Source organism: Shewanella loihica PV-4 (assembly GCF_000016065.1).
GTDB lineage: Bacteria > Pseudomonadota > Gammaproteobacteria > Enterobacterales > Shewanellaceae > Shewanella > Shewanella loihica.
The window spans coordinates 708,617-731,320 of sequence record NC_009092.1; the positions used below are offsets into that span (position 1 = coordinate 708,617).

Annotated in this window: 19 protein-coding genes; 2 read left to right on the top strand and 17 right to left on the bottom strand. The window is 54.0% G+C overall.

What is annotated here, in order from left to right:
* Window positions 1-28: 28 nt before the first annotated feature.
* The 4 genes from SHEW_RS03210 to SHEW_RS03225 form a co-directional block, all read right to left on the bottom strand.
* The gene (locus tag SHEW_RS03210) at window positions 29-442 is read right to left on the bottom strand and encodes a YjfI family protein (protein ID WP_011864430.1); all 414 of its coding nucleotides are present in this window, start codon (window positions 440-442) and stop codon (window positions 29-31) included.
* Between the two features lie 90 nt (window positions 443-532).
* Window positions 533-2,260, bottom strand: coding sequence for a polyamine aminopropyltransferase (locus SHEW_RS03215; RefSeq protein ID WP_011864431.1), 1,728 nt, complete (start codon window positions 2,258-2,260; stop codon window positions 533-535).
* Window positions 2,261-2,273: 13 nt separating this feature from the next.
* Window positions 2,274-3,173 (bottom strand): DUF350 domain-containing protein, encoded by a 900-nt coding sequence (locus SHEW_RS03220; RefSeq protein WP_011864432.1) that lies wholly within the window; start codon window positions 3,171-3,173, stop codon window positions 2,274-2,276.
* An 11-nt stretch (window positions 3,174-3,184) separates the two neighbouring features.
* Window positions 3,185-4,141 (bottom strand): hypothetical protein, encoded by a 957-nt coding sequence (locus SHEW_RS03225; RefSeq protein WP_011864433.1) that lies wholly within the window; start codon window positions 4,139-4,141, stop codon window positions 3,185-3,187.
* 265 nt (window positions 4,142-4,406) lie between these two features.
* On the opposite strand from SHEW_RS03225, the gene glnE reads away from it, so the two are divergent.
* Window positions 4,407-7,277, top strand: coding sequence for a bifunctional [glutamate--ammonia ligase]-adenylyl-L-tyrosine phosphorylase/[glutamate--ammonia-ligase] adenylyltransferase (glnE, locus tag SHEW_RS03230; RefSeq protein WP_011864434.1), 2,871 nt, complete (start codon window positions 4,407-4,409; stop codon window positions 7,275-7,277).
* Between the two features lie 110 nt (window positions 7,278-7,387).
* Window positions 7,388-8,098 (top strand): substrate-binding periplasmic protein, encoded by a 711-nt coding sequence (locus SHEW_RS03235; protein ID WP_223294757.1) that lies wholly within the window; start codon window positions 7,388-7,390, stop codon window positions 8,096-8,098.
* A gap of 2 nt (window positions 8,099-8,100) precedes the next feature.
* On the opposite strand, the gene SHEW_RS03240 is transcribed toward SHEW_RS03235, so the two are convergent.
* From SHEW_RS03240 to SHEW_RS03300, 13 genes are all read right to left on the bottom strand, one after another.
* Entirely contained in the window at window positions 8,101-8,913 is an 813-nt protein-coding gene (locus tag SHEW_RS03240) for an ABC transporter permease (protein WP_011864436.1), read from the bottom strand.
* A 3-nt stretch (window positions 8,914-8,916) separates the two neighbouring features.
* Complete coding sequence (gene zapE / locus SHEW_RS03245; RefSeq protein ID WP_011864437.1) at window positions 8,917-10,083, bottom strand: cell division protein ZapE; 1,167 nt, start codon at window positions 10,081-10,083, stop codon at window positions 8,917-8,919.
* 86 nt (window positions 10,084-10,169) lie between these two features.
* A complete protein-coding gene (locus tag SHEW_RS03250; RefSeq protein WP_011864438.1) occupies window positions 10,170-11,615 on the bottom strand; it encodes an OmpA family protein in 1,446 nt (481 codons plus the stop codon).
* Window positions 11,616-11,682: 67 nt separating this feature from the next.
* Window positions 11,683-13,125, bottom strand: a complete 1,443-nt coding sequence (locus SHEW_RS03255; RefSeq protein WP_011864439.1) for a leucine-rich repeat domain-containing protein — start codon at window positions 13,123-13,125, stop codon at window positions 11,683-11,685.
* A 97-nt stretch (window positions 13,126-13,222) separates the two neighbouring features.
* On the bottom strand, window positions 13,223-13,624 hold the full coding sequence (locus SHEW_RS03260) for a hypothetical protein (protein WP_011864440.1): 402 nt from the start codon (window positions 13,622-13,624) through the stop codon (window positions 13,223-13,225).
* Between the two features lie 233 nt (window positions 13,625-13,857).
* A complete protein-coding gene (locus SHEW_RS03265) occupies window positions 13,858-14,553 on the bottom strand; it encodes a hypothetical protein (RefSeq protein ID WP_011864441.1) in 696 nt (231 codons plus the stop codon).
* A gap of 137 nt (window positions 14,554-14,690) precedes the next feature.
* On the bottom strand, window positions 14,691-15,149 hold the full coding sequence (locus SHEW_RS03270) for a hypothetical protein (protein ID WP_011864442.1): 459 nt from the start codon (window positions 15,147-15,149) through the stop codon (window positions 14,691-14,693).
* Between the two features lie 29 nt (window positions 15,150-15,178).
* Window positions 15,179-15,856 (bottom strand): hypothetical protein, encoded by a 678-nt coding sequence (locus SHEW_RS03275; RefSeq protein WP_011864443.1) that lies wholly within the window; start codon window positions 15,854-15,856, stop codon window positions 15,179-15,181.
* 182 nt (window positions 15,857-16,038) lie between these two features.
* On the bottom strand, window positions 16,039-20,262 hold the full coding sequence (locus SHEW_RS03280) for an IPT/TIG domain-containing protein (RefSeq protein ID WP_011864444.1): 4,224 nt from the start codon (window positions 20,260-20,262) through the stop codon (window positions 16,039-16,041).
* 78 nt (window positions 20,263-20,340) lie between these two features.
* Window positions 20,341-20,988: a pilus assembly protein gene (locus SHEW_RS03285; protein WP_011864445.1), complete on the bottom strand. Its 648-nt coding sequence runs from the start codon at window positions 20,986-20,988 to the stop codon at window positions 20,341-20,343.
* Between the two features lie 32 nt (window positions 20,989-21,020).
* Window positions 21,021-21,503, bottom strand: coding sequence for a tetratricopeptide repeat protein (locus SHEW_RS03290; RefSeq protein ID WP_011864446.1), 483 nt, complete (start codon window positions 21,501-21,503; stop codon window positions 21,021-21,023).
* The gene (locus SHEW_RS03295; RefSeq protein ID WP_011864447.1) at window positions 21,491-21,835 is read right to left on the bottom strand and encodes a DUF192 domain-containing protein; all 345 of its coding nucleotides are present in this window, start codon (window positions 21,833-21,835) and stop codon (window positions 21,491-21,493) included. The genes SHEW_RS03290 and SHEW_RS03295 overlap by 13 nt, the downstream gene beginning before the upstream one ends.
* Before the next feature lies 1 nt (window position 21,836).
* A complete protein-coding gene (locus tag SHEW_RS03300) occupies window positions 21,837-22,700 on the bottom strand; it encodes a type II secretion system F family protein (RefSeq protein WP_011864448.1) in 864 nt (287 codons plus the stop codon).
* Window positions 22,701-22,704 lie beyond the last annotated feature (4 nt).

The window sequence follows — 22,704 nt, forward strand, 5'->3', positions numbered from 1 at the left end:
ACCATCACATGACTAAATTGGTTAGCGGTTACTTTAAGAAATCGGCCAGCTCGTCGATCACTTCCAGACAGTTGTCTGACAGGACTGACAGCTCTTGCTCTATCTCTAACATGCTCGATTGCACAGACAGGGCTCCATAGACCACATACTTGTCGTCGACCTTAGCGAAGGAGGACAGTGGCATAGGGATGTTGAGTTCGAGCATGGTTTCAAACATCTCGCTGCGACGGTCTTGCTTAACTTCGTCTTCGCCCCACAGGTAGCTGATGCACAGGATTTGGTTGTCCGTTACCGATACAAACACAGGGATCTCTTCGCGTCCCACAACGTTGACTTGCAGTACTTCGACGTCGCCATCTATGGGATAACAGTCGAATTGAAAGCCGGTGTGGCTGTTGTCGCCAAGTGCATTGAGGTGGTTGGCAATGTTGTGAATGTTCATATTTATCCTCTTTGACATATTATGTCTGCGATTAAAGATAGCACTGCGACATAATATGTCAAGCGCTATTTTTGTGTTCCATTTTTACCTTCAGTCGAGCGTCAGGTTTTCATCCTCTGACCAGGCGCGCTGATGGTAGCGATACAGATGCATTGAGCCTATATCGTTGACCTTCACCTGGTCTGCATGTTCATAATAATTTTTAGGAAATTCAAAAGCCGCCCTGATAAGCCCAGGCGTGAGCCAGGGGTCATCGACCGGCAGCTCTGTCATACTCGACAGCCGCTGCTTGGCGTTTTGGCCCCTTAGGGTGCCTATGCTCCAGCCCCATTCGCCGAAACTGGGCACATTGTGGTGATACTGCTCAACTTGAAAGCTTGCGGCTTGCAGCGTCTTACCGACCGAGATGAAGGCCTTGGCGGCGTGATAGGGGGAGGTCGACTGCACCGAGATCGCCCCGTCGCTGCTCAGCAGCTCCTTGAGCTTGCGATAGAAGAGATCCGAATAAAGCTTGTTGAGATCCGGATGGCTGGGGTCGGGTAGATCCACGATAATGGCGTCAAACTTCTCGCCGCGCCTTATTAGCTTGTCGGCGCCGTTAAAGGCATCGTCTATCAGCAGCTCGACCCGCGCATCGTTAAAGGCATCGCCATTAAGCTTTAACAGCGCGTTTGATAGTCGCGGCGGCATCTCTGGGTCGCCCTCCTTGAACAGCCTCACCAGATCCGCGTCGAGATCCATCAGGGTGACCTGCTTGGGTTGCCACTTGAGCACCTGCCTCAGTCCAAGTCCGTCGCCGCCCCCTATGATCAACACCTTATCGTGACGGGCACTGGCGGCCAGCGTCGGGTGTACCAGGAAGGCGTGATAGATATGCTCATCCTGGCTGGAGAACTGCAGGCGGCCGTTGATATACAGAGAGTAGACAGGCGCCAGGTGATTGCCCCGCAGACGCTCGGTAAAGGTGAGCTGCTGAAAACGGGTCGCCTTGGCATAGACCACCTTGTCCTTGTAGAGCAGATTGTTGAAGGCCTGATCCCACTTGGGGCCATGAATGGCCAGTACCAGCAATATACCAGTGGCGAGCAGATGGCCTGCCAATAACAGTCGGTTAAAGCGGATCTTGGACCAGAAACGCCAGATAAACAGGAAGCCGGCCAGCAGGTTAAAGCTGGCGGTGAGCGCCGCGGCCAGCTGGATATCCAGCGCCAGCATGAAGATCACCCAGATGGCGGCGCCGACGCCGGCACCTATATAGTCGGCGCCATAGATGGTGCCTGCGTTATGCATTAGGTGCTCGTCACAAAGTGACTGACGTACCCGGGCGATCAGGGGGATTTCCATGCCTATCATCAGGCCGAGCAATACGCCCCAGGCGTAGGGCAGGTATTCACTCAGCTTCTGCAGCGTGCCGATAAAGCCGCCCTGGGGCAACTGATCCGGCGGCAAGCCTATGGTGCTGGCGATGATGATGGGCAGCTGTTGGCCGAAGCCGATCACGGCGGCGGTGATCAGAATCGCCAGGGCGCCGCAGAGGGCGACGCACAGCTCCAGCATGGCGAAGCCGGTGAAGGCGCAGCGGATCTTACGCGCGGCGAAGGCGCCGACGCCCATGGAGACTATCATCAGGCCGATCATTGTGTAGATGGCGGCTTCCAGGGCCCCCAGGATCCGCCCCGCATAGTGGGACAGCAAGTATTCGTAGATGAGGCCACAGGCGGCCAGTACCGCCATGATCCCCAGCAGCAGGAGATCGTCGAACCAGCTTAATGATTTAACGCCTGCAGGAGCAGGCGTTGTGGTGTGTGTTGATTGCATTCAGGGTAGCGTCTTAGGCCATCAGGCTGGTGAGGATCAGGGCGATGGCCACGCTGATGGCCAGCTCGACGGTGGCGATACCTATGTTGTGCTGCTCTTCGACCTCTGCTTTCAGGTTGATATTGGCCAGCACCAGTTTCTTCACCAGGGCCAGTAGCAGTGAGAGGGCGAGCAGCATGATCACCGAGAAGATCAGCCAGCCGAGTATGTTGGTGACATAGGCGGTCGGCATGAAGACGATGAAGTGGCTGGCGGCGTTGAAGCTCAGTGCCATGGCGAGCATATAGCCGCTGTGACGTATCGCCACCGCGATATGCCCCTTGGCCAGCGCCTCTTGCATTGAGCTGTCGTCGTGGCGCTTGGCATAGCTACGCTCACGCAGACGGGTCAGCAGCACCAACATTAGCTGTGAGATGGCAAAGGCGCTGAAGATGGCGATAAAGGTGTCCAGGGTCAGATCTTCGGCCCAAAGCAGTACGGAACGTATGATGATGGCGGTGGCGATGGCGGCGGTGGCATCTACTATGGCGACAGAGATATTGCCCTTTAAGATCATGGCGTTCTTATCTATCTCGTTCAGCGCCACCTTGTCATGCAGGAAGCGACCGAGTTTGATCAGAATCAGGCCGAAGATGCCGTAGGCGCTCATGCCGATGGCCTCGAAAAGGTAGGACTGGGCCGCCTCGCCGGTGATGGCGCCGGTAAGTACGATCCCCAGGCCTGCTACGGCACCAGCTGTGCTGATGCCGAAGGCGAAGTTATCCCGCTCGGACAACTCATGGGTGCTGTTGACCTTAACGGTCCAGCCCTGCAGGTAACGCATGGCCGTGAGCAAGACGATGGCGATAGTCAGATCTATGGCCAAGATGATCGCCAGTTCCTGGGTCAGACCGTAGTGTTGAAAAAATGTCATCTTAATATCCTTTATTTGCCCCGACGAACACTGCGCGTCGTACGACTGCTAGAGTTTCTGAAGTTACTGTTCTTAGAGTAGTTTGAGCGGAACTTGCTGCCGCCAGTTGCCCGTCCTGTGGTGCTGGCCTTAGGCGTCGAGGCGCTTTGACGCGACAGGCTGGTGGAGCCAGAGCGAGACTTGGCGTAGGGGCTGTCGAATTGCTTACCCTGACGGTTGAACTGCTTCTTGGTGCGCTCGAAGGTTTGGTTCTGGGTGCGAGCCTGTTTGGGCGAGGTGTAGCGATAGCGGCCCACGTCGTTGTAGTAGCTGTAGTTGCGGCGGCTCGACCATCTGTCGTAGTAGATGGGGCCGCGTACCAGGTTGGAGAACATGGAATACATGCCATACCAGGCCCAGAAGGACATACCGTTACTGCCGGTCTGCCAGCTGCCGTAGGCGGGGTTGCCCACCAACTGGCTGCCTGCGCCAAAGTCTTCGCCGCCGTTGGCGAGAATATCCGCCTCACGGCTGATGGCATTTACCCTGGCGAGGGCGCCACCTGACATGTCGGCGACCACGTTCACCGGGTCAGACAGCATGTCGTTATACAGGCTGGGATCGGCCGCCTGGTAGAGGTTTTCCGCCTCGTCGAGCTGCTGGTCGAGATCGACGAAATTGCTCTCGTTGCCCAGCTCCTGTAGACGCCGCTTGAGCGAGGCATACATGGGGCCCTGGCTGCTGGCATCTTTAGACAGCTCCTGCAACAGGGGGGCGACGTCTGGCTTGGTTGATGCGAGGATATCGGCATACTGCTTGAGTAGGTTGGCGTTGCGCACCTCGCCGTTGTCCAGCATCTGGCCTAGGGTGTCGACCCTGGCCTGGGCCAGCTGTTGAAACTTGGCGATCTTCTCTGGCCTGTCGTCGCCGCATCCCGCCAGGGCGAAGACCAGGGTCAGCGCGAGAACACGCATTAGCATCACTGCCATGTTTTCTCCATAAATTTAGTTGAGATTGAGACCGATAAATGAGTGATCAGTCTGCGACTTCTTTGCATAATATAGCGATAAGCTGGGTTATAGTAACCTGTAGTGCAGGATAAAAAGCCATCTTTACTCCCCCTGATAATATGGATGAGTAATTTGGGTGACAATTTTATGCCAAGATGATTACCGCTTGGTTGCATTAACAGCTTATCTATAGCATTGATGACATAATATGTCGACCGTTTAAGGCTGAAGGATTTTTCTGGCGATGGAAAACATGAGCGAGCAAGCGTTACCCCATGAAGTCAATCAGGTTGCCGAGCAGCATTGGCAACGCCTCGCCGAGGCCTGGCCGGATATCTCCGAACAGCTCACCCCGGAGCAGACCAAAGAGCTGAAAACCATCTTCGGTCTCAGCGACTTTGTCGCCGAGCAGCTGTGTCGCCACCCCAACTGGATAGTCTCTCTGTTCGAGGGGCAACTGAGTATGCTGGCCCGCGACAGTTTCAGTAGTGAGCTGCACTCCATTCTGGCAGGCGCCAACGACGAGGAGCAGGTCAAGGCGATACTGCGCCGCTACCGTAACCGTCAGATGGTGCGTCTCGCCTGGCGAGATTTCTTAGGTTATGCCGAGCTGAACGACTCCCTGCTGGATCTCTCGGCCCTGGCCGAGGCACTGATCATCGCCGCCCGCGACTGGCTCTATGGCCAGATGTGCCAGCAGTATGGCACCCCTTGCGACAGCGAGGGCAATCCCCAGCCCTTGATGATCTTGGGTATGGGCAAGCTGGGTGGCCGCGAGCTCAACTTCTCTTCCGATATCGACCTTATCTTTACCTTCCCCGAACATGGCGAGACTCAAGGCGGTCGTCGCAGTCAGGACAACCAGCAGTTCTTTATCCGCATGGGACAGCGCCTGGTTAACCTGCTCAATCAGGTGACGGTCGATGGCTTCGTCTACCGGGTCGACATGCGCCTGCGTCCCTACGGCGAGAGTGGCCCTTTGGTGGTCAGCTTTAGTGGCCTGGAAGACTATTATCAGGAGCAGGGCAGGGACTGGGAGCGCTACGCCATGGTCAAGGCTCGTGCCCTGGGCCCCTGGAGCGCCTACAGCGACGAGCTGCACGACATGCTGCGCCCCTTCGTCTATCGCCGTTATATCGATTTCTCGGCCATCGAATCCCTGCGCAAGATGAAGCAGTTGATCACCCAGGAGGTGAGACGCCGCCGCCTGACCGACAACATCAAGCTGGGAGCTGGTGGCATCCGCGAGGTCGAGTTCGTGGTGCAGAGCTTTCAGCTGATCCGTGGCGGACGTGAGCCGGCGCTGCGTCAGCAGAGCCTATTTGGCGCCATAGACACCCTCTATAAGCTGGGGCAGTTGGAATACCTGGCGGTGGATGAGCTCAAACAGAGCTACCTCATGCTACGCCGGGTGGAAAACCTGCTGCAGGCCATAGGTGATCAGCAGACCCAGACTCTGCCGCAACACCTGCTGGACTGGCAGCGCCTCTGTTTCGCCTTGGGCATGGCCGGAGAGGCTGAGCTGCGGACCCATATCGAATCGGCGATGGCCAAGATCCATCGCTACTTCAAGGAGACGGTGGGCGGTCAGGAGAGCGACGAGGTGGCCGAGCAGTGGACCGCCCAGCTGTGGAGCCTGGTTGATGATGAAGATGCCGAGGCCCTGCTCAAGGAGCATGGCGTCGAGGAGAGCGAACTCTGGCCAGCGCTGAAGAGTTGGCGTGGCACAGTCGCTAAACGCACCATAGGCCCGCGCGGTCGAGAGACCCTCGATAAATTAATGCCCTGGCTGCTGCAGGAGTTTATTCAGCTGCCGACGCCCACCAAGGCCTTCCTACCGGTAAGTAAGGTGCTGGATCAGATCCTCACCCGTACCACTTACCTCGAGCTGCTGTTCGAGAATCCAGGTGCCCGCCAGCAGCTGGTGAGCCTCTGCATGGCCAGTCCCTGGATCGGAGAGCAGCTGGCCAAGTTCCCTATGCTGCTGGACGAGTTGATCGATCCGGCCCAGCTTTATGACACTACTTCGCTGGATGACTACCCCAGCGAGCTGCGCCAATACCTGCTGCGGGTGCCCGAGGAGGATATGGAGCAGCAGATGGAGGCCCTGCGTCAGTTTAAGCTGTCGCAGCAGCTGAAGATTGCCGCCGCCGACGTGACTGGCGTGCTGCCTGTGATGCAGGTGAGTGACCATTTGACCTTCCTCGCCGAGGCGATCATAGAGCAGGTGGTGCTGCAGGCCTGGCAGCAGGTGAGCAAGCGCCACGGAACGCCGTCTTATCTGGCACCTGAGGAGATGGGCTTTGCGGTGATAGGCTACGGTAAGGCGGGCGGCCTGGAGCTGGGTTATGGCTCGGATCTGGACCTGGTGTTTCTGCACAACTATACCCGCGACAAGTACCCCGATGCGCAGCAGACCAACGGCGATCGCCCCATCGACATTGGCCACTTCTATCTCAAGCTGGCTCAGCGGATCTTGCACCTCTTCTCCACCCGCACCACCTCGGGGGAACTCTACGAGGTGGATATGCGCCTGCGCCCCTCGGGGGCTTCGGGACTCTTGGTGAGTGAGATCGAATATTTCGGTAGCTATCAACGTGAAGAAGCCTGGACCTGGGAGCATCAGGCGCTGGTGCGGGCACGCTTCCTGTTTGGCGATAATCGCCTGGCCGCCCGTTTCAGCGAGCTGAGGGCCGACGTGCTCGCCATGGAGCGGGACAAGGCTGAGCTGGCTAAGGAGGTGCGTGAGATGCGCCAGAAGATGCGCACCCATCTACTCAAGGTCGATGAGGGCTGCTTCGATCTCAAACAGAGCCCGGGCGGGATCGCCGACATCGAATTTATTGCCCAGTATCTGGTGCTGGCCAACACCCATGACCATCCAGAGCTGGCGATCTGGTCCGATAATGTGCGCATCTTCGAGGTGCTGTCTGAGCTGGAGCTACTGCCCCACCTGAGCGCCCAACACCTGACCCAGGCCTATTGCTATCTGCGCGACGAGAGTCACCGCCTGACGCTGCAACAGGCGCCGGGACAGCTGCCTCAGGAGAGTGTTGATCTTCATGTGCAGCGGGTGCTGGCCATCTACGAACAGGTGCTCAATAACGGCCAATAGCCTTTCTGCTACACTCAAATTAGGTCGGTGACTGATGGGGTGGGCATGTGGCTATATGTCGGGCGTTGATCCTCGCTGTTGTGGCATTTTTTAGCTGCAATGGCGAGCTATTGGCCCTGAACAAGCTGTCGCAGCTCAGCTATTACACCGAATCCTACCCGCCCTATAATTACCGTGAATCCCATCAGCTTAAGGGGATCGCCGTGGATCTGCTGGCCGCGGCGGCCCGCAGGGTCGACGGTCGTTTCGACATCCACAGCATACAGCTGGTGCCCTGGGCCAGGGGCTATAAGCTGACCCGCACCGGCAAGAATACCGTGCTCTTCTCCACCACCCGTACTCCCTATCGCGAGCCGCTATTTGACTGGGTCGGCCCCATCTCGGCGACCCGTATCGTGATCTTCGCCCGTGCCGATCGCGTCATCCATATCACGGATGTGGAGCAGCTCAATCAATACAGCATAGGGGTGATCGCCCAGGATATCGGCGAGCAGGCATTGCTGGCCGCCGGCATCGCCCGTGAGCAGTTGCGCCGCGCCCATGAGGCCACCTCTTTGGTGCATATGCTCAGGCGTGAACGGGTCGATCTCTGGGCCTATGAGGAAGTGGTGGGTCGCTACCTGATGAAACAGGAGGGGGTCGACACCGACGAGTTTGAGGTGGTCTTTACTCTCAAGGTGAGCGAGCTTTATTACGCCTTCAGCCGGGATAGCGATCCCGAGCTGCGTCGTCGCCTACAGCAGGGGATAGATAAGGTGAAGGCCACCATAGAGGCCAACGGCAAGACCCAATACGAGAACATTCTGGCCAAGTATCGTTAGTGCTAGTTCTTGATTGATTCGACGCTTTTTATCAGCAGCTTACCGCTGTGATTCAGGCATTGACGCACCGCCAGACTGAGGGCGCTGGCGACGCTCATACTCTGCATCACCAAGATGGCTAGCATGATCACCACCTGATATTTCACCGCGACTAAGGGATCGCTGCCGCCGAGGATCTGTCCCGTCATCATGCCGGGCAGGGTCACCAGTCCCATGGTGCTCATGGCGGCGATACTGGGGGCGAGGGCCTGTTGCAGCGCGCCTTGTATGAAGGGAAAGGCCGCCTGCCAGGGTGTTGCGCCCAGGGCGAGTCGCCCCTGATAGTCCTCCTGTTTCTCCTCGAAGGCGTTAAACAGACGCTGTAGCGCCAGAATATTCCCCGAGAGGCTGTTACCCAGTAGCATGCCCGCCAGGGGGATCAAGTATTGTGCCTGATAGACAGGCGAGGGTTGCAGCAGCGCCAATAGCAGCAGTGTCAGCAGGGGCAGCAGGCTGAGGCTTAGGCTAAAGAGCAGTGGCAGCATTAACCTGGCCTTAGGTAGCCGGGCACCGCCCAGGATGGCGCTAGCGCCCACAAGTAACATGACACTCAGCCAGAGCAGATTCACCCAGAGACTCTCCAGACTAAAGAGAAACTTAAGGTAGAAGCCGACTAACAATAGCTGCGCCGTCATCCGCGCGGTGGCCAGCAGCATCTCGCCGCCGAGTTTTAGGTTAAACAGCCTGCCTATTCCCAGGGGCACAAGCAGCACCAGCATGAAGAGCGCAAGCGCTAGCCAGCCGATATCCAGACTCGCCTGCATCTGGTTTGCCATGGTTTAGGCCTCGCCCGCGGTGCGGGTTGCGTTCAGGTATTGGCGCGACTGCATCTCAATGAGGCGACTCATGGTGCGTCTGAATTCGAAGGCCAGGGCGCCCGGGGTGTAGAGCTGCTCAAGCGGCAGACTGGCCTCTAGGTAGAGTTTGACCCCTTGATCGTAGAGCTCGTCCACCAGAGCGATGAAGCGCCGGGCTGGATCATCGTTGGGCGCGTAGTTGAGCTGGCGGTCCCCCGCGGCCACAGCGGCGGCGCCATCTTCTGTGCCCCTGGCGCGGATCCAGCTGCGGGGCGTGCCGCCAAGGGGCGGTACCTGGCTCAGGAGCAGGGTATCGAACTGACTGGCGATGGCGATATAGTCGAGCTGTGAGCGTGGGCCGCCGCACAGGGCGTCGAAGTCGAGCCAGAGGGTTGAGGTGCCGCGGCGAATAACGCTAATTTCCCTGCCTAAGATAGTTAACGGTGTGTCGCTGCCACCACCAGGCTCCATGGCATCGAAACGCCTGGAAAACTCCCCCTCATCTTGCTGGAAATAGGTCTGTACCTTGTCGAGGTGGCGCAGGCGATGATCCATGCCGCCATCCAGGTGCAGGGCATCCGTGTGGGCTTCTAACAGGGCGATGCAGGGCAGAAACCTGTCTCTTGCCAGCCCATTCTCATAGAGGCGCTCTATGGGGGTATTGGAGGTGGCGACCAGGGTGATCCCGTGATCAAACAGGGCCTCGAACAGGCCGGACAGTATCATGGCGTCGCCTATGTCGCTGACGAAAAACTCATCGAAGCAGATCACTCGATAATTCTGAGCGAGCCTGCCGGCGATTCGCCTTAGAGGATCGCGCTTGCCGCTCTCGGCCTTGAGCTCCTTATGAACCCGCTCCATGAAGCGATGAAAATGCAGCCTGAGAGCCATCCCATCGGGCAGGCTCTGACAGAAGAGATCCATCAGCATTGTCTTGCCGCGACCGACGTCGCCCCATAAATAGAGCCCCTTGATCGGTGCCTGATTACTTGGATGTAGAGTGCCTGGCTTATGAGCGTCAGAAGGCGTTGCTTGCAAGGCCTGATAGAGGGCTTCCAGGCGCAATATGGCCTGCTGCTGAGCCGGGTCGTCGACAAAGTTCTCCTGGGTGAGTTGATGTTGAAAACCTTGGAGGGGAGAGCGCGACATGAGATGACCCAGGTAGTGAGCGGACGATCATTATATCAAGATGTTATGAATTAAACAGCGCCCGCAGGGGGCGCCGTTTTGATGGACTATTGCATGTCTGAGCGCAGTACCAGTTCCACGCGACGATTACGCTGTCTGCCCGCCTCATCCAGGTTGTTGGCCACAGGCACATATTCGCCCACGCCCATGGGACTGAGCTGAGCCTTGTTGATGCCGTGAGATTGGGTGAGGGTGGCGACCACCGCCTTGGCCCGCTGCTCCGACAGCCCCTTGTTGTAGCCCTGTTTGCCCTGGTCATCCGTGTGACCCACCACATAGAAGTGCTGCTTGGGATGGCTCTTGAGGTAGGTGGCCAGGGTGGTGATCACTTCGTCTGCCTCGGGCAGCATCTGATCGCTGTCGAACTTGAACAGCAGGCCATCCAGCGCCACGTGGCCTTGTTGGGCGATCTTATCCTTAAGCCCCTCGAGATCGATGACCACTCTGTCGTCGACGAGTTTGGTCTCCTCCACCACCTTTATCTCGCCCCACAGGCCGCCATGATAACCTGTGATAAAGACCATGGCGTGCACAGCGCCATCGGGGCGATCGAGTCGATACAGGCTGTAATATTGGTTTTCATCGAAACCTATGCTGATCAGTGTCTTGATGCGACGTTCGATGAGATCTGTCTTACCACAGGCTAAGCCCTGGCAGTGAAAGCCCCGGACAAAGCCAAGCTTTTCCAGCGCCGCCTTATAGTTAGCGTCAACCTCATACTCCGAGTAGCCCCTTGGGAGTTTATAGCCGATGTCGGTGACCTTACCCTCTAATGTCTTAATCTTGTGCTGGCCCTGTTCGACACCGTCAAATACCAAGGTCTGGGCATAGCCCTGCTGCTGATATTTTTGGATGAAGGCGCCGGGCAGCCTGGCGATCATTGGGTGATCCTTTGAGCCTTGGGTATCCTTATTGCCTCTGTCCTTAAATTCGCTCTGGCTGACCTCGCTTGTCAGGTAGGCCTGGTTGGTGGCAAGCAGATCCAAGGGCTCGTCAATCACCTCGATGATATCCAGCTGCAGGCCGGCGCCGTTGTGCCAATTAGCGCCATAGACGGAAAGGTAGAGCTGTTTCTTGGCAAGCGTGAGCTTGGTGGTTAGCAGTGCGGGTGTCTTCTTGGGGATGTCGCTGAGCGGCGCTATCTGTTTTGAGAGTTTGTGGTCATCGCCGCAGGCCTTCTCCTGACACTCGAACAATATTGTGCCGCCGAGTTTTTCGATCTGTGCCTTGTAGTTGTTGACGGCGTGGGAGGCAAGATAGCTGCTTGGCAACTTGTAATAGACCCGTTTCAGCTGACCGGCAACCGTCTGCGTCTGATAAGTGTTCTTGTCGACGCCAATCACCAGGTCGAAGGGAGTGTAGTGGCGATCTTCTTGCTTATAAAGTTTACCTTCTGGCAGGGGCTGAAAGGGGAGGTCATTGGCCAGTGCCAGGCCGCTAAGGCCTAAGCCGCCACATAAGGCGAGTGTGCAGGCGAGAGTTTGGGGTTTCATCTTAATTCCCTTTAAGTTTCTGAAAGTCGTTTTATCAATATCTGCTTGGTCATATCGCGTGCCCAAATTAAGGCGCCGGGCAATCCGTCATTATGGTAGGCCCCTGCATAGATGCCTGGCGTTGCATCAGGTCGGCCATGGCCTGTGGCGATAGGCCTTTGTAGAGCAAGGCAACATTTGGCTGATTTGCTAATGGTTTTAAGGCGTCGCAGCGCGTCGGCGACATGATGGCGATCGACTCGGCCTGAGCGTTTGCCAGTGCCTGCCAGTCTTGGCTATCGACCTCGCTGAAGCTGAGGTTGCCCTTAAGCGCCTTGAGGTCACCAAAGCTGTTGATTTGACTCTGTTCAATGTTCAGCAGACTGAGATGGCTAAGGCCAGCCAGCGCCGACAGGTCGGTCAGCACGCCGCCCTGCAGGCTCAGGATCTCTAAGTTAGACAGCTTGCTCAGGACTTTTAGGCTGACCGAGTCGCTGGATAGGCGGCAGCTTAATACTGTAAGCGCCTGTGCCGAAGTCAGCCCCAGTTGCGAGACCTGCTGCTTGATACAGGCATCGAGCGTGTTACCTTGCAGGCCTGGCTGCTTAGGCGTCGTATTCTCTTCTCGTTGGTTAAATGCTTCACTGTCTACAGGACTTGAACCATTAGTATTTGAATCACCAAGGATTGTACCTGCTGCATTGGCGTCTGAACGGCTTGCATCCGCGCTTTTAGGTTCGGACCCTTTTAGCTCTGCTTCGTTAAGGCTAGGTTCGTTAAGGCTAGGCTCGTTAAGGCTTGGCCCTTCAGGCTCGGATGCCGACAGATTGGCCGCCTCTACTATTTCGGGGAGCCGCTCGGCCATGAGTCCTTCGAGCAATAAGATATCCTGGGCAACCGCCGGCATGGCCTGGGTAACATAGCAAAGCTTGCTGGTTTCCAGCAGGTTGACCAGCACGGCCGCGCGGCTCTGGCCGATATTTATCGCCATCAGCGCCGCGTAAGCCTCCCCCTGCTCCTGGGTCTGAGTCAGGCCTTGCAGCTGGTTGAGGTAGTCTTGTACCTCGTCTCTGGTCTGCTGAAATTGTTCGAGTCGCTTGGGCTGATAACAGCTGGAGTTTTTGTCGATTCGGGTGAGGAAGGCGCGATAGCGAGGCAGATACTCATTGGTCAGGGTTAACATCTTGTTCGCGGTGAGCGCCATCTCACCGATTAAGGCATCTTGCAGTAGTGGCCTGGCATCTTGGTATTGGTCAAGCTTGTTAGAGAAAGTCTCCATCTGCTCTCTGTGTCTGCGACTCAACTGACGGGCACGCTCGGTCAGTGGCGTCGTTTCGAGTTGAAATTGTTTGATGGCTTCTCTGTCGGTATCTTTGTCGGTTCCTGTGCCGGTTCCTGTGCCGGTATCGGCAGAGGCTAGGCCGCTAATCGATACTAAGCTCAGCGCCGAGGTCAGCGCCAGTGCGCGCAGCACCTTGCTGCTGAAATTGTAGATGCTTTGGGGGATCCTAAGGTCTTGATCAAATAACACGACTTAGCCTTATCAGATGGCGAGCGTTGAGGGGGCGTTAATCTTGCGATTGAGCCGCCATGGCATAGAGGCTCGTGCCTATGCCATGGCGATTAATTTAGAAGTAGAGGTTGTCTACTAGCTTTTCGTTGACATAGAGCTCGCACTTATCTGCGGTGCTGCTCTTAGAGGATTGAACTATACCCGCGATGGCGCCGAAGGCACCGCCTTGCTTACCCAGCACAGACCCGAAGTAGCAGTGGCTTTTAACGGCAAAGTCTTTGTAGTTAGCCTTAAGGTTTTGGGTTGGGGTGTAAGGGGGGAATCGGCCCTGCATGATAGGGTCGCCGTTGACGCTAAGGATCAAGATGTTCTTCTTGTCGTGGTAGCTGCCGTTAAATTTAAGCACTGTGCCATCGACTTCGACTGTCTTTTCCAGTGCCATGCGCGGGCCGGGATCTGAGGCGCAGGCGGTCAATAACAGGGCTAGGGTCAGGGCAGAGAGTGAAGCAATTTTCATTGATATAGTCCTTTATATGGGAAGAAATAGTCCTGAGTGGTTGAATGATTTTGAGGATGAAATGCCTCTCAATATGCTTTATTCACAACCACTTAAAATAAGCCTTTAGGTTTATTCGTAGCGATCCTATCGCAAAATATCGGCCGGAAACATTATTCTTTTGGGTGTATTTTGGCGGTTTTATCGGCAAAAAAATCATCGCTATGCACCGCCTAAGCGCTTTCAGCGTCAAGTTAAGGGCTGATGAAAATCATCCATAGATTCAGCAGCAAGACGCTCGCCCCCAGGACGAGGAGAAAGCTACCCAGTCGCTCCTTGGGTGGCGTGCTTTCCTCCATGATGATAGGGTAATCGAAGAAGATGGCCAGATAGAGCAGGCTTCTGAGGGGATAGGCCATGCTGGATAAGCTATAGCTTTGCCCCCGTTTCAGCTTGATGACGAGCCTGTGGGCGCGCTTACACTTTATCTGGTTGCTGTTTTGGTAGCTGTGCCAGTCGAACTGCAGCTGGGCTATCTCTTCTCGGCCTATGCTTTGCGACGACCCAGAGTTGCTGGTGAGAAAGGGGGGCAAGGTGATGCCAGATTGGCTAATGATGATCTGCTGATTGGCCTGGCTATCGGCCTCTATCCCCAGGTGTGTTTTAACCTGGCGTCTACGGATAATGGCGTAAACCAGCAGGCCTATTACGGTCAATATCGGGAAGCGCAAAAAATCGAACCTGGGGTCGACTGAAGGAATGAACAGCGCCAATAGAATGAACGGGAGCAGACTTGTGGCGAGCAGGAACTCTTTCTTAAGCGGCAGGGCAAAGAAGTTAAACGAGATGGGAAGCTTTTTCGTACTCTGCTTGTCGAGACCTAGGTACTGACTCAAGAAGACGGTATCGAACCATTGTAGATTTTCCAGCAGGTGATTGAGTGAGTTCATCTCGATGAAAAGTCCCTTTTTCTTAGCATTTGTGTCGAGCATCAATGCTCTGATTGCCGCCTAATACACCAAAAAGGGCATTCAATTTGCCCAAGAAGATGCTGAAAATATCTCAGATAATCGCTGTTAACTCAAGGCTATAGCCGTAACGAGCGGAAATACCAGCTGTCACCTATGCGTAGGTATTTGCAAGCCGTCGCGCTACTGTTGCCTTTGTTACTGGCGATATAGAGGTTGATCTCCTTGGCCTCTAGTGCACCTAACTTGTCTTGCTCTATTTTGGCAACCTTGGCTGGCGTTACTGCCTTAATTTTTATGGTGTCAGGCTTAGCCTGGTATTCTTTAACATATTTACCATGGCGATCGGCGAGCTGTTTCCTCAAGGTTTTTTCACCGAAGATGCCTAGCCAGGGCTCGGGAAATTCTGCCACATAGGCGTCGAAGTCCTCTGCGGCGTAGATATCCAGCATCTTGATGCAGCGCTGAGCCAAGGGGTCATCACTGAAATTTTGCTCGGTCGATGCTTGGAGCTTGGTTGATATTAGCGTTCCCGCTAATATTCCCATTAATGCTAATGCCATCCAAGGTTTGTTCATTTGTTAAGTTCCTTTTTAAGCTGATGGGTTTACAGAAAATACTCTTTAAACAGCAAGCCAGTTACCGCCATAAGGGCGACTAAGGGAAAAGCCACAAACAGGCTACGAGCGACTATGGCCAAAGAGTGTCGGCGCTTTTGCAGCGTGATTGGGTAGTCGAAATAGACCAACAGGAAAAGAAGTGGCTTAATCGGGAAGTAGAGGCTCTTCAGACAGATTGATTTACCCGACTGCAGCATGATGACGAGTTCGCTGACATCGTAGGTGGTGCGCAGGTCGCGTGTGCTGGGCCAATAACGCACGCCTATCTCCTTTATGTCTCGTCGCTGCATTTCCAAAGGGCCCGCTTTGGTATCGATAAGGCGACTGCCGGGAATACAGACCCTTTCAGCGTTAATCTGGCAAACATGGTTTTTCGCCAGGCCATAAATGCTATTGATAAACAGTTTCTTGAGAAGCAGATAACTTATGATGGCGCCGATATTTAGCATCAGCCAGGCCTCTGGAAGCATAAGGCTAGGATTGATAAAGGGCAGAATGGCCAATGTCAGTGGGCCAATGAAAAAGAGTATTTCTAACGGCAAGGGGAGCGGGTAGAGCAACCTGGATGACTTGAGGCGAACGTCGCTGTCGCTAGTTAGTTGGTTCTTTCCCTTGAAGTCTGTGGTACCAAACCAGGGAGTGTCGTCAAGGGTTAGCTTTTCCATGCTTATCGGGTTCCTTTTATGCCAAGTGAGCCTGTGAATGCCGCTATTTGAGTAAATAAATCATGTCGTGACTGTCGCCTTGTGGAGCGCCGCGGTAGCTAACCAAAGTTATCAATACCACAAGTGGTTTTAACATTTTTTTATCAGGGATAAAAAATGGCCCCTAGGGGCCATTTTGTCCTTTATTGGTTGGCCTTGGGACACTCTGTTGGTGTCTCGGCTGCCATATTGGCATACTCGGGTTGCAATATCATTGGCTGTATCTGTGCTTTTAACGAAGCCGATTGCCCTGAGCTGTCAGCGCCGCTGGCGATGGTGACTTTATAGGTCTTATGTGTATTTGGACATAAGTCTCTACCCGTTAACGCATCACCGCTGACATTGACAACATCACCAGCAAATTCAATGTAGTAGGTGGCAATACCGTCGTCGGCGCGAATACCTGTTAACTGGACTGTATGTTCACCTTCCTCAAGCGAGACGTTTAGTGGGCCCACCTTGCGTTGAGGTTGGTTGTTGTCATACATCACCTTGTTATTGACCGATAATTTAAACACATCGTCGTTAAAGTTACCATTGTCACCAAAGGTGATCAGTAGCTGGCTTGGTCCAACGAATGGGTATTGATTACTCAATATATTGGCGACCTCCACGGTGATATACCCAGTCACCGCACCATTAGGCACGATAATCACTAGGGTATCTGTGGTGGCAGACTTTACCGCAGCTCTAATACGTTCCCCATTCGCACCGCTAAAGGTGACGATATTGCCCATTGGTTGTTTACTAAAACCAATGCCACTTATCTCTAACTCTGTGCCGGGAGAAGCCTTGTTAGGCGTTATGTTAGTGATCGTGAGATCTGTGCCGATTAGAATTTCATAAGGTACCTCGGCCACCTCATCTCTGTGGTGAACCTCAACCTTTAAGGGGCCTACAGCATTCTCGATTTGGCTTATGTCATTAAGGTCAAAGGTCAGTTCAGTGCCCAGTTTATTGACGCTTACGAAACTGGTGTCGAGCTGCTTCTCACCCTTGCCCAGATCGAAGACTTTCACTTCTGGTTTGGTATCACCAAATACCCCTTTAACGACGGCCATGCCACTTCCGACTATGGTAAATCGCTTAGTTTCTTGGGTCTTCTCAATGGCTCTTGGCGTGATATCTGAGGCCTTTAGTCCCCAGGTAACGATATAGTCGAGCTTGGTCGGCACATCGACCAGATCGTCTATGGTTTTGGCCATATCGACCATAGAGTCCGCAAGCTTACTGGCTTCATATACCGAGGTAATAGTCCCCCAGCCAGGAATAAATTTTTGGGCGACCTTTTGCAGCATTTTGTTGATGAAGTATTTCTCGTCAACCTCTAATGCAGTCAGAAGTGCCATGGTGACTGGGCCGTAGGAGGCACGATTGGTTGGATCTGAGATCACAGCCTTGATCTCTTTGCTGTATAACTCCTTCCCTAGATTAGCCGCAAGGGTCTGCCAGTCGTCAAAACTTGGCTTATCCTTGGCCATTAGTTTGTCGATCTCTGTGCTGATGGCTGGCAGGTATTGATAAACGGCCTTGACGATTGCCAGGGCTGTTGCCTGTTTCTTGTATTTGCTGTCGTTGAGGTCTATGCCCGCCGCATCGAATAATATGGAGTAAAACCGAATGACGACATTATCTATAATGGTCCTGATCGCCAACATCTTACGGGCATCTTGAGCTCGCTTATCGTAGGCCTCTTGTCCCCTGAAGCTGAATGGGCTGGGGCCGAAAATGCCATCAACGCCAGGTGTGATGATCTGGTATAGGCAATCTGTATAGACGCACTTGTCGATAAGGGAATCACTCGACCAGAGCGAAATGCCTAACCAGGTACCAGATTGCGGCCCCATCATACCCGAATCCCAAGGGGTAGTGATATGGTCGGCAATCGGTTTGTTGAGAGAGGCTAGATCTGTTTTTATCTCTCCTGTTTTGGAATCGATAGGATAGATTCTGGCGCTTAGGTAGAGCTGACTGCGATTTCTTATTTCAACGCAGCCATCGGCATTCAATACTTGGTACCACTTGGGATCGACCCCTTCGCCACAGTTATTCATTATCTCTGTACTGTTTTCGGCGAAGGTTGTGGCCGCCATCGACATGTCGAAGGCTTGCCAAGTGCCATTAGTCTCTGGATAGGAGACTATGCTGGGTTCAATAGCCGATAGTGCCTGGTTGGTACTCGATCCCGCGGCATCGTCATCTAGAGGAGTAAACCTAGCCTTGGATGGTGACAACGAGGATTTCAGCAAACGCTTTGAGGTTAGCTCTTCCTTGATTTTGGACTCAAACCGGTTGAGTAGATCGTAAGCTTCAGCTTTTCTCGCCTTATAGCCGAAGAAGCTCGTATCTTTGGCTAGTGCCGCTTTGGCCTCTGCGAGGTAAGCTTGGTATGCCTGTGTTGTCTGCACTATTTGCATGAACTTCTCTGTGCCGACACCTTTTGCCTCATAGTAATAGTTCATATGAAGTACCAAGCTTGCCAAGGCTGTCGATTCGAAGCTCAATGAGATACTGTCTTGGTTCATGGAATAGACTGTACTCAGGTAGGCTTCGAGTTGGCCGTCGGCACCCTGGGTATAAGAGAAGATGACTTCCGCCTCACTCCCCATTTTCTCCAATTCGAAGCTATTACCATTAAGCGCCTTGGCCATCTCGGGATAGATGCCCCCTATCGCAGCTAAAGGTTTGGCTGAAGGTTCGAGGACGTTAACGGCTATCTCTTGTGTGATGATGAAGGTGATGGGGTTACTCTGTCCGTGAGCATTGCTGACAGAGTAGCTACCACCACTCAATGTCTCTGGCACTGTGGTTCGAACAGTGTTTTCATCGACGAACTGGGCATTGACAGGTTGGTTGTTGAAGAAAACGCTGGTGTCTTCATCAAAGTTGTCACCACTAAGTGTTATCTGTTGGCCTGGTTTGAGACTTCTAGGGTTAGAACTCATGAGTATTGGCAGTTCAGCGTCGCCAATTTCAATTGGAAATGGGTCTGATTTATTTGTGCCGATAACAATCGAGAGCGCGCCCTTACCCATATCTTGGGGAAGTAAAAACCTTAGGTGGCTTCTTTGCGATGCGTGTTCGACCTGCTTTGGAAATAGGTTGTAAATTCTGCCATTTATGTTCACCACTAACAGCGTGTTTTCAGACGCACTAGACACTCCTTCGACGGTGAGTTCGAATTCATCCCCGGCTCTGAGATAGTTTTTGATCTTATTCTGCTGGAAGAGGGTGTGCAGAGATTCGATAAAGAGATCGCCTGGCTTGGTCCAGGAGACAATAGTGGCCGGGATTAAACGTTGAGCGTCATTCTTGTCGAAGATATCGTCGTTGTCGTCGTCGTTGTCTAAGTGATCAATGAATTTATCGTTATCCGTGTTAGTGGGATCATTGCTGTTGCCACTTTCTAGTTGATCATCAATACCGTTACCGTCGGCATCGCGCTCAAGGAAGTTGGGGGCGCCGTCATTGTCCAAATCTTCCATGCCTTCGATGGAATCGTTGAAACTATCGCCGTCTGAGTCGGTATCTAACCAATTGGGAATGCCGTCCCGGTCTGTGTCTAGTCCTAGACTCTCCAAGGCCATACTGAATTCGATACCGTCAATGATCTTGTCTTTATCTTGATCATTTTCATTGATATCTGCGCCTAAGGCGGGCTCTTTCGTATCGTCGAATCCGTCGATATCCTGATCGTTAAACATAGTCACTTGATAGGTGAGGTCGCTACCGCCAGCATAGTTCTCATCTATGATACTGAGCTGATAAGTACCTGGTGTATAGACGGGAAAGTTCACTACATAGGTATTTGCACGAGTGTATCGATATAGTTGAATGTCATTAATGACCAAACCATTGGCATCTGAAACATAAACCTGAGGTTTAAACCTTGCCGAAGGTGAAGTGAAATAGGCTGTGTAAGATTGCGGCTTATCGACATGGAATTTAAACAGGTCGCCTTTATCAAACTCTGAGTCAATGACACCTTGTACCCTGACGCCGAGATCGATTTCGATTGGGGTGGCTACCGCAGGATTGTCATTTGGCTCTTGTTCTACAAACAGAGGATAAGCATGCTTGCTAGCATCAAACGGATAGTCATCCAATTCATCTACCACGCCGTCGCCATCTTCATCCCTGTTTTCCCAGGTGCCCACCTGAGGTGGCTCTGTGGGATCGGTAGGATCCGTAGGTTCGGTCGGCTCAGTTGGATTGGTGGGATCTACAGGGTCCACAGGATCTGTCGGCACCTGAGAGTTAGGGCCTTCTCCCTCTTTGAGTTCGCCGTTACACCCCGTTATTGCCAGGGTCGAGGTCAGCATGAGTGCCAGCCAATGTTGCTTGGTCAGGCGAGACGTGTGTTTCATTTTATATATCCCTATGATTTTACAAGGTCCAGAATTCTTGTTTGGTATTGAATATTGGGTTTAGCTGTTTCGCTGAGCTTACATTCGAAATGGTGTCTGCATACGCATCAGTCCCTGAGCCGTGATTGCCAAATACGTATCACCTGTTGCCAATCCCAGCACGTTGCAGGCCAGCTGTTCCCGGCTTGGGTTATAGAAGGGGGAGGTGACTATCTCCTTAATGAGGTAGTTGGCAAAGGGGACGATCAGCTTTTGGCACCAGCGCACCTCTATCTGCAGCAGGTTGGCGTCCTGCACATTCAGTTGTCGGTTATTGCCCACGTTCTTGGGGGCTGGGTCACGAAACATCAGGTTGTTGTTGGGGATCTCATAGCGAGAGCCTGTGTCATATCGACTTCGCACCTTGAAGCGGTCGAAGGTTTCTCTGTCAGGGCTGAGTATGGTTATTTGACTTTGTACCAAGGTGGCGAGTCTTGCCTTGGCGAAGGCCTGAACCGTGTCACTCGTGCCCGTGCCGTGGGCAAATAGCGGCATCATCCCCTGGGCCAGCCCTTTGCGCATCTCGTCAATATTGCCATGGTGTAGGGTGCCGGCCCGAACGGCGGCAACCGTGGCCGCATCCAGGGTGCTCTTGCTGGTATAGATAAAGGCCCACTGCACGATCAACATCATGGCAACCAGAATGATGGGAATAAGAAACGGCAGGGCAAGGCTGAACTCAAACATACTCTGCCCTCGCTGTTTCGATCGTGCCGCTATCATAGCCCCGCCTGTGCCGTCGTTTGTGGCTGGCTCTGCAGCTGATTGAGGGCGTCGAGCAGCGCCTTGATTTGACGGCCCACGGCAGAGTCGGCATCGCCCTGGTTGCTGGCGGTATTGAGCGCATTGGTGGACTGCTTGATACGCACCAATCCCATGTTGTACCAGGCCTTCTGGTTATTTGGCTCTAGCTCGATGCAGCGTCGATAGGCGGCGATGGCCGCTTCATGACGGTTGGTACGGGTATAGATGTTACCCAGGCGAAACCAGGCGGGCGCATAGTTAGGTACGCTCTTTAGCACCTCGAGATAGAGGCTCTCCGCCTGATCCAACATGGCCAGTTTGTAGGCATGCTCCGCCTGAGACTGAATCGCCATGATCTGCTCATTGCCCTTGTGCTCAGGCTTCTGAGGCGTAGTCGAACAGGCGCCGAGTAGCGCGGTAACGGCGACGAATAGCGAGAGGCGTATTAGTTTGCCCATGTCAAAATATCTCCGGGTTTTATCTGTTTGTGGGTGGAGTTGCCTGCCGCCAGCTCCAAAACCTGGGTGGCACCTCGACAAGCACTGCTGCGCCAGGGCTTAAGATTTCGGGTGATCTTAAGCACCTTGTTGTTTTTATTGAGGTAGACGATATCCAGCGCATAGCGCATCCCCAGGGTATGCACCGAGCTGCAGGGAGCGATAAGCATCCCCTGCTCGTGAGAGAGGGGGCGACGACCTAACAGTCCTCTGAGTCTGAGCCAGGGAGTATCGGCCACGAAGACTTCGGTGATCGCCTGTCCGTTTGGGGTTTTCAGTGTGGTTTTCTTCATGTTAGAGCTCGTACATAAACTTCATGGCAATCGGGAAGGCCAAGATCATAAAGGTCACGGGAAAGATGAAGACGATCAGCGGGAAGACCAGCTTGACCGGTGCTTCCAGAGCCTTCTTCTCGGCGCGCTGAAAACGCTCTATTCGGCGTTGATCAGACTGGATCCTCAGTGTCTGGCCCAGGCTGGCACCGGTTCTTTCCGCCTGTGCCAGGGCGCTGACCAGGCTGTTGACCTCGGTCACCTGCACACGATCGGCCATGTTACGAAACGCCTGGGCACGTGACATACCGGCGCGCATGTCGCGAATTACCTTCTCAAATTCGATGCGCAGTGGTCCGGCTGGGCCGCGCTCGACCGCCTGACTGAGTGCGCCCGTCATGTTCAGGCCCGCCTCGATCGACATAGTGAGGTAGTCCAGATACACGGGCAGGCTCTTGACGATCAGCCCCTGGCGTTTCTTACGCAGATCGTTGAGGGTCATCACAGGCAGAAAGTAACCGAACACGGCGGCCAGCAGCAGATATTGAGGCACATAGGCATCGAGCATGGCGCTACATATGAGCGTCAGCCCCAGGCTAAACAGGGTGCTCAGAATGCGGATGGCAAAGTATTGCTCGGCGGTCATTATGTAAGATAACCCTGAGACCTGGAGCTTCTTGGAGACCCGCTCCAGATAATCGACGCTGAGGTTCTCACTGACATAGAAGGCCAGCAGGCGCACCAGGGGCCAGATAAGCTTAAGACCCGGCGAAAGCGGGTCCATAAATTCACGGTTTTCCTTCGGTACTCTGTGGTAGATGCGGGCGCAGCTTACGGTCAGGAAAACGAAGGAGATCACGAAGCAGGCGACAATAAGATTGACCATGATA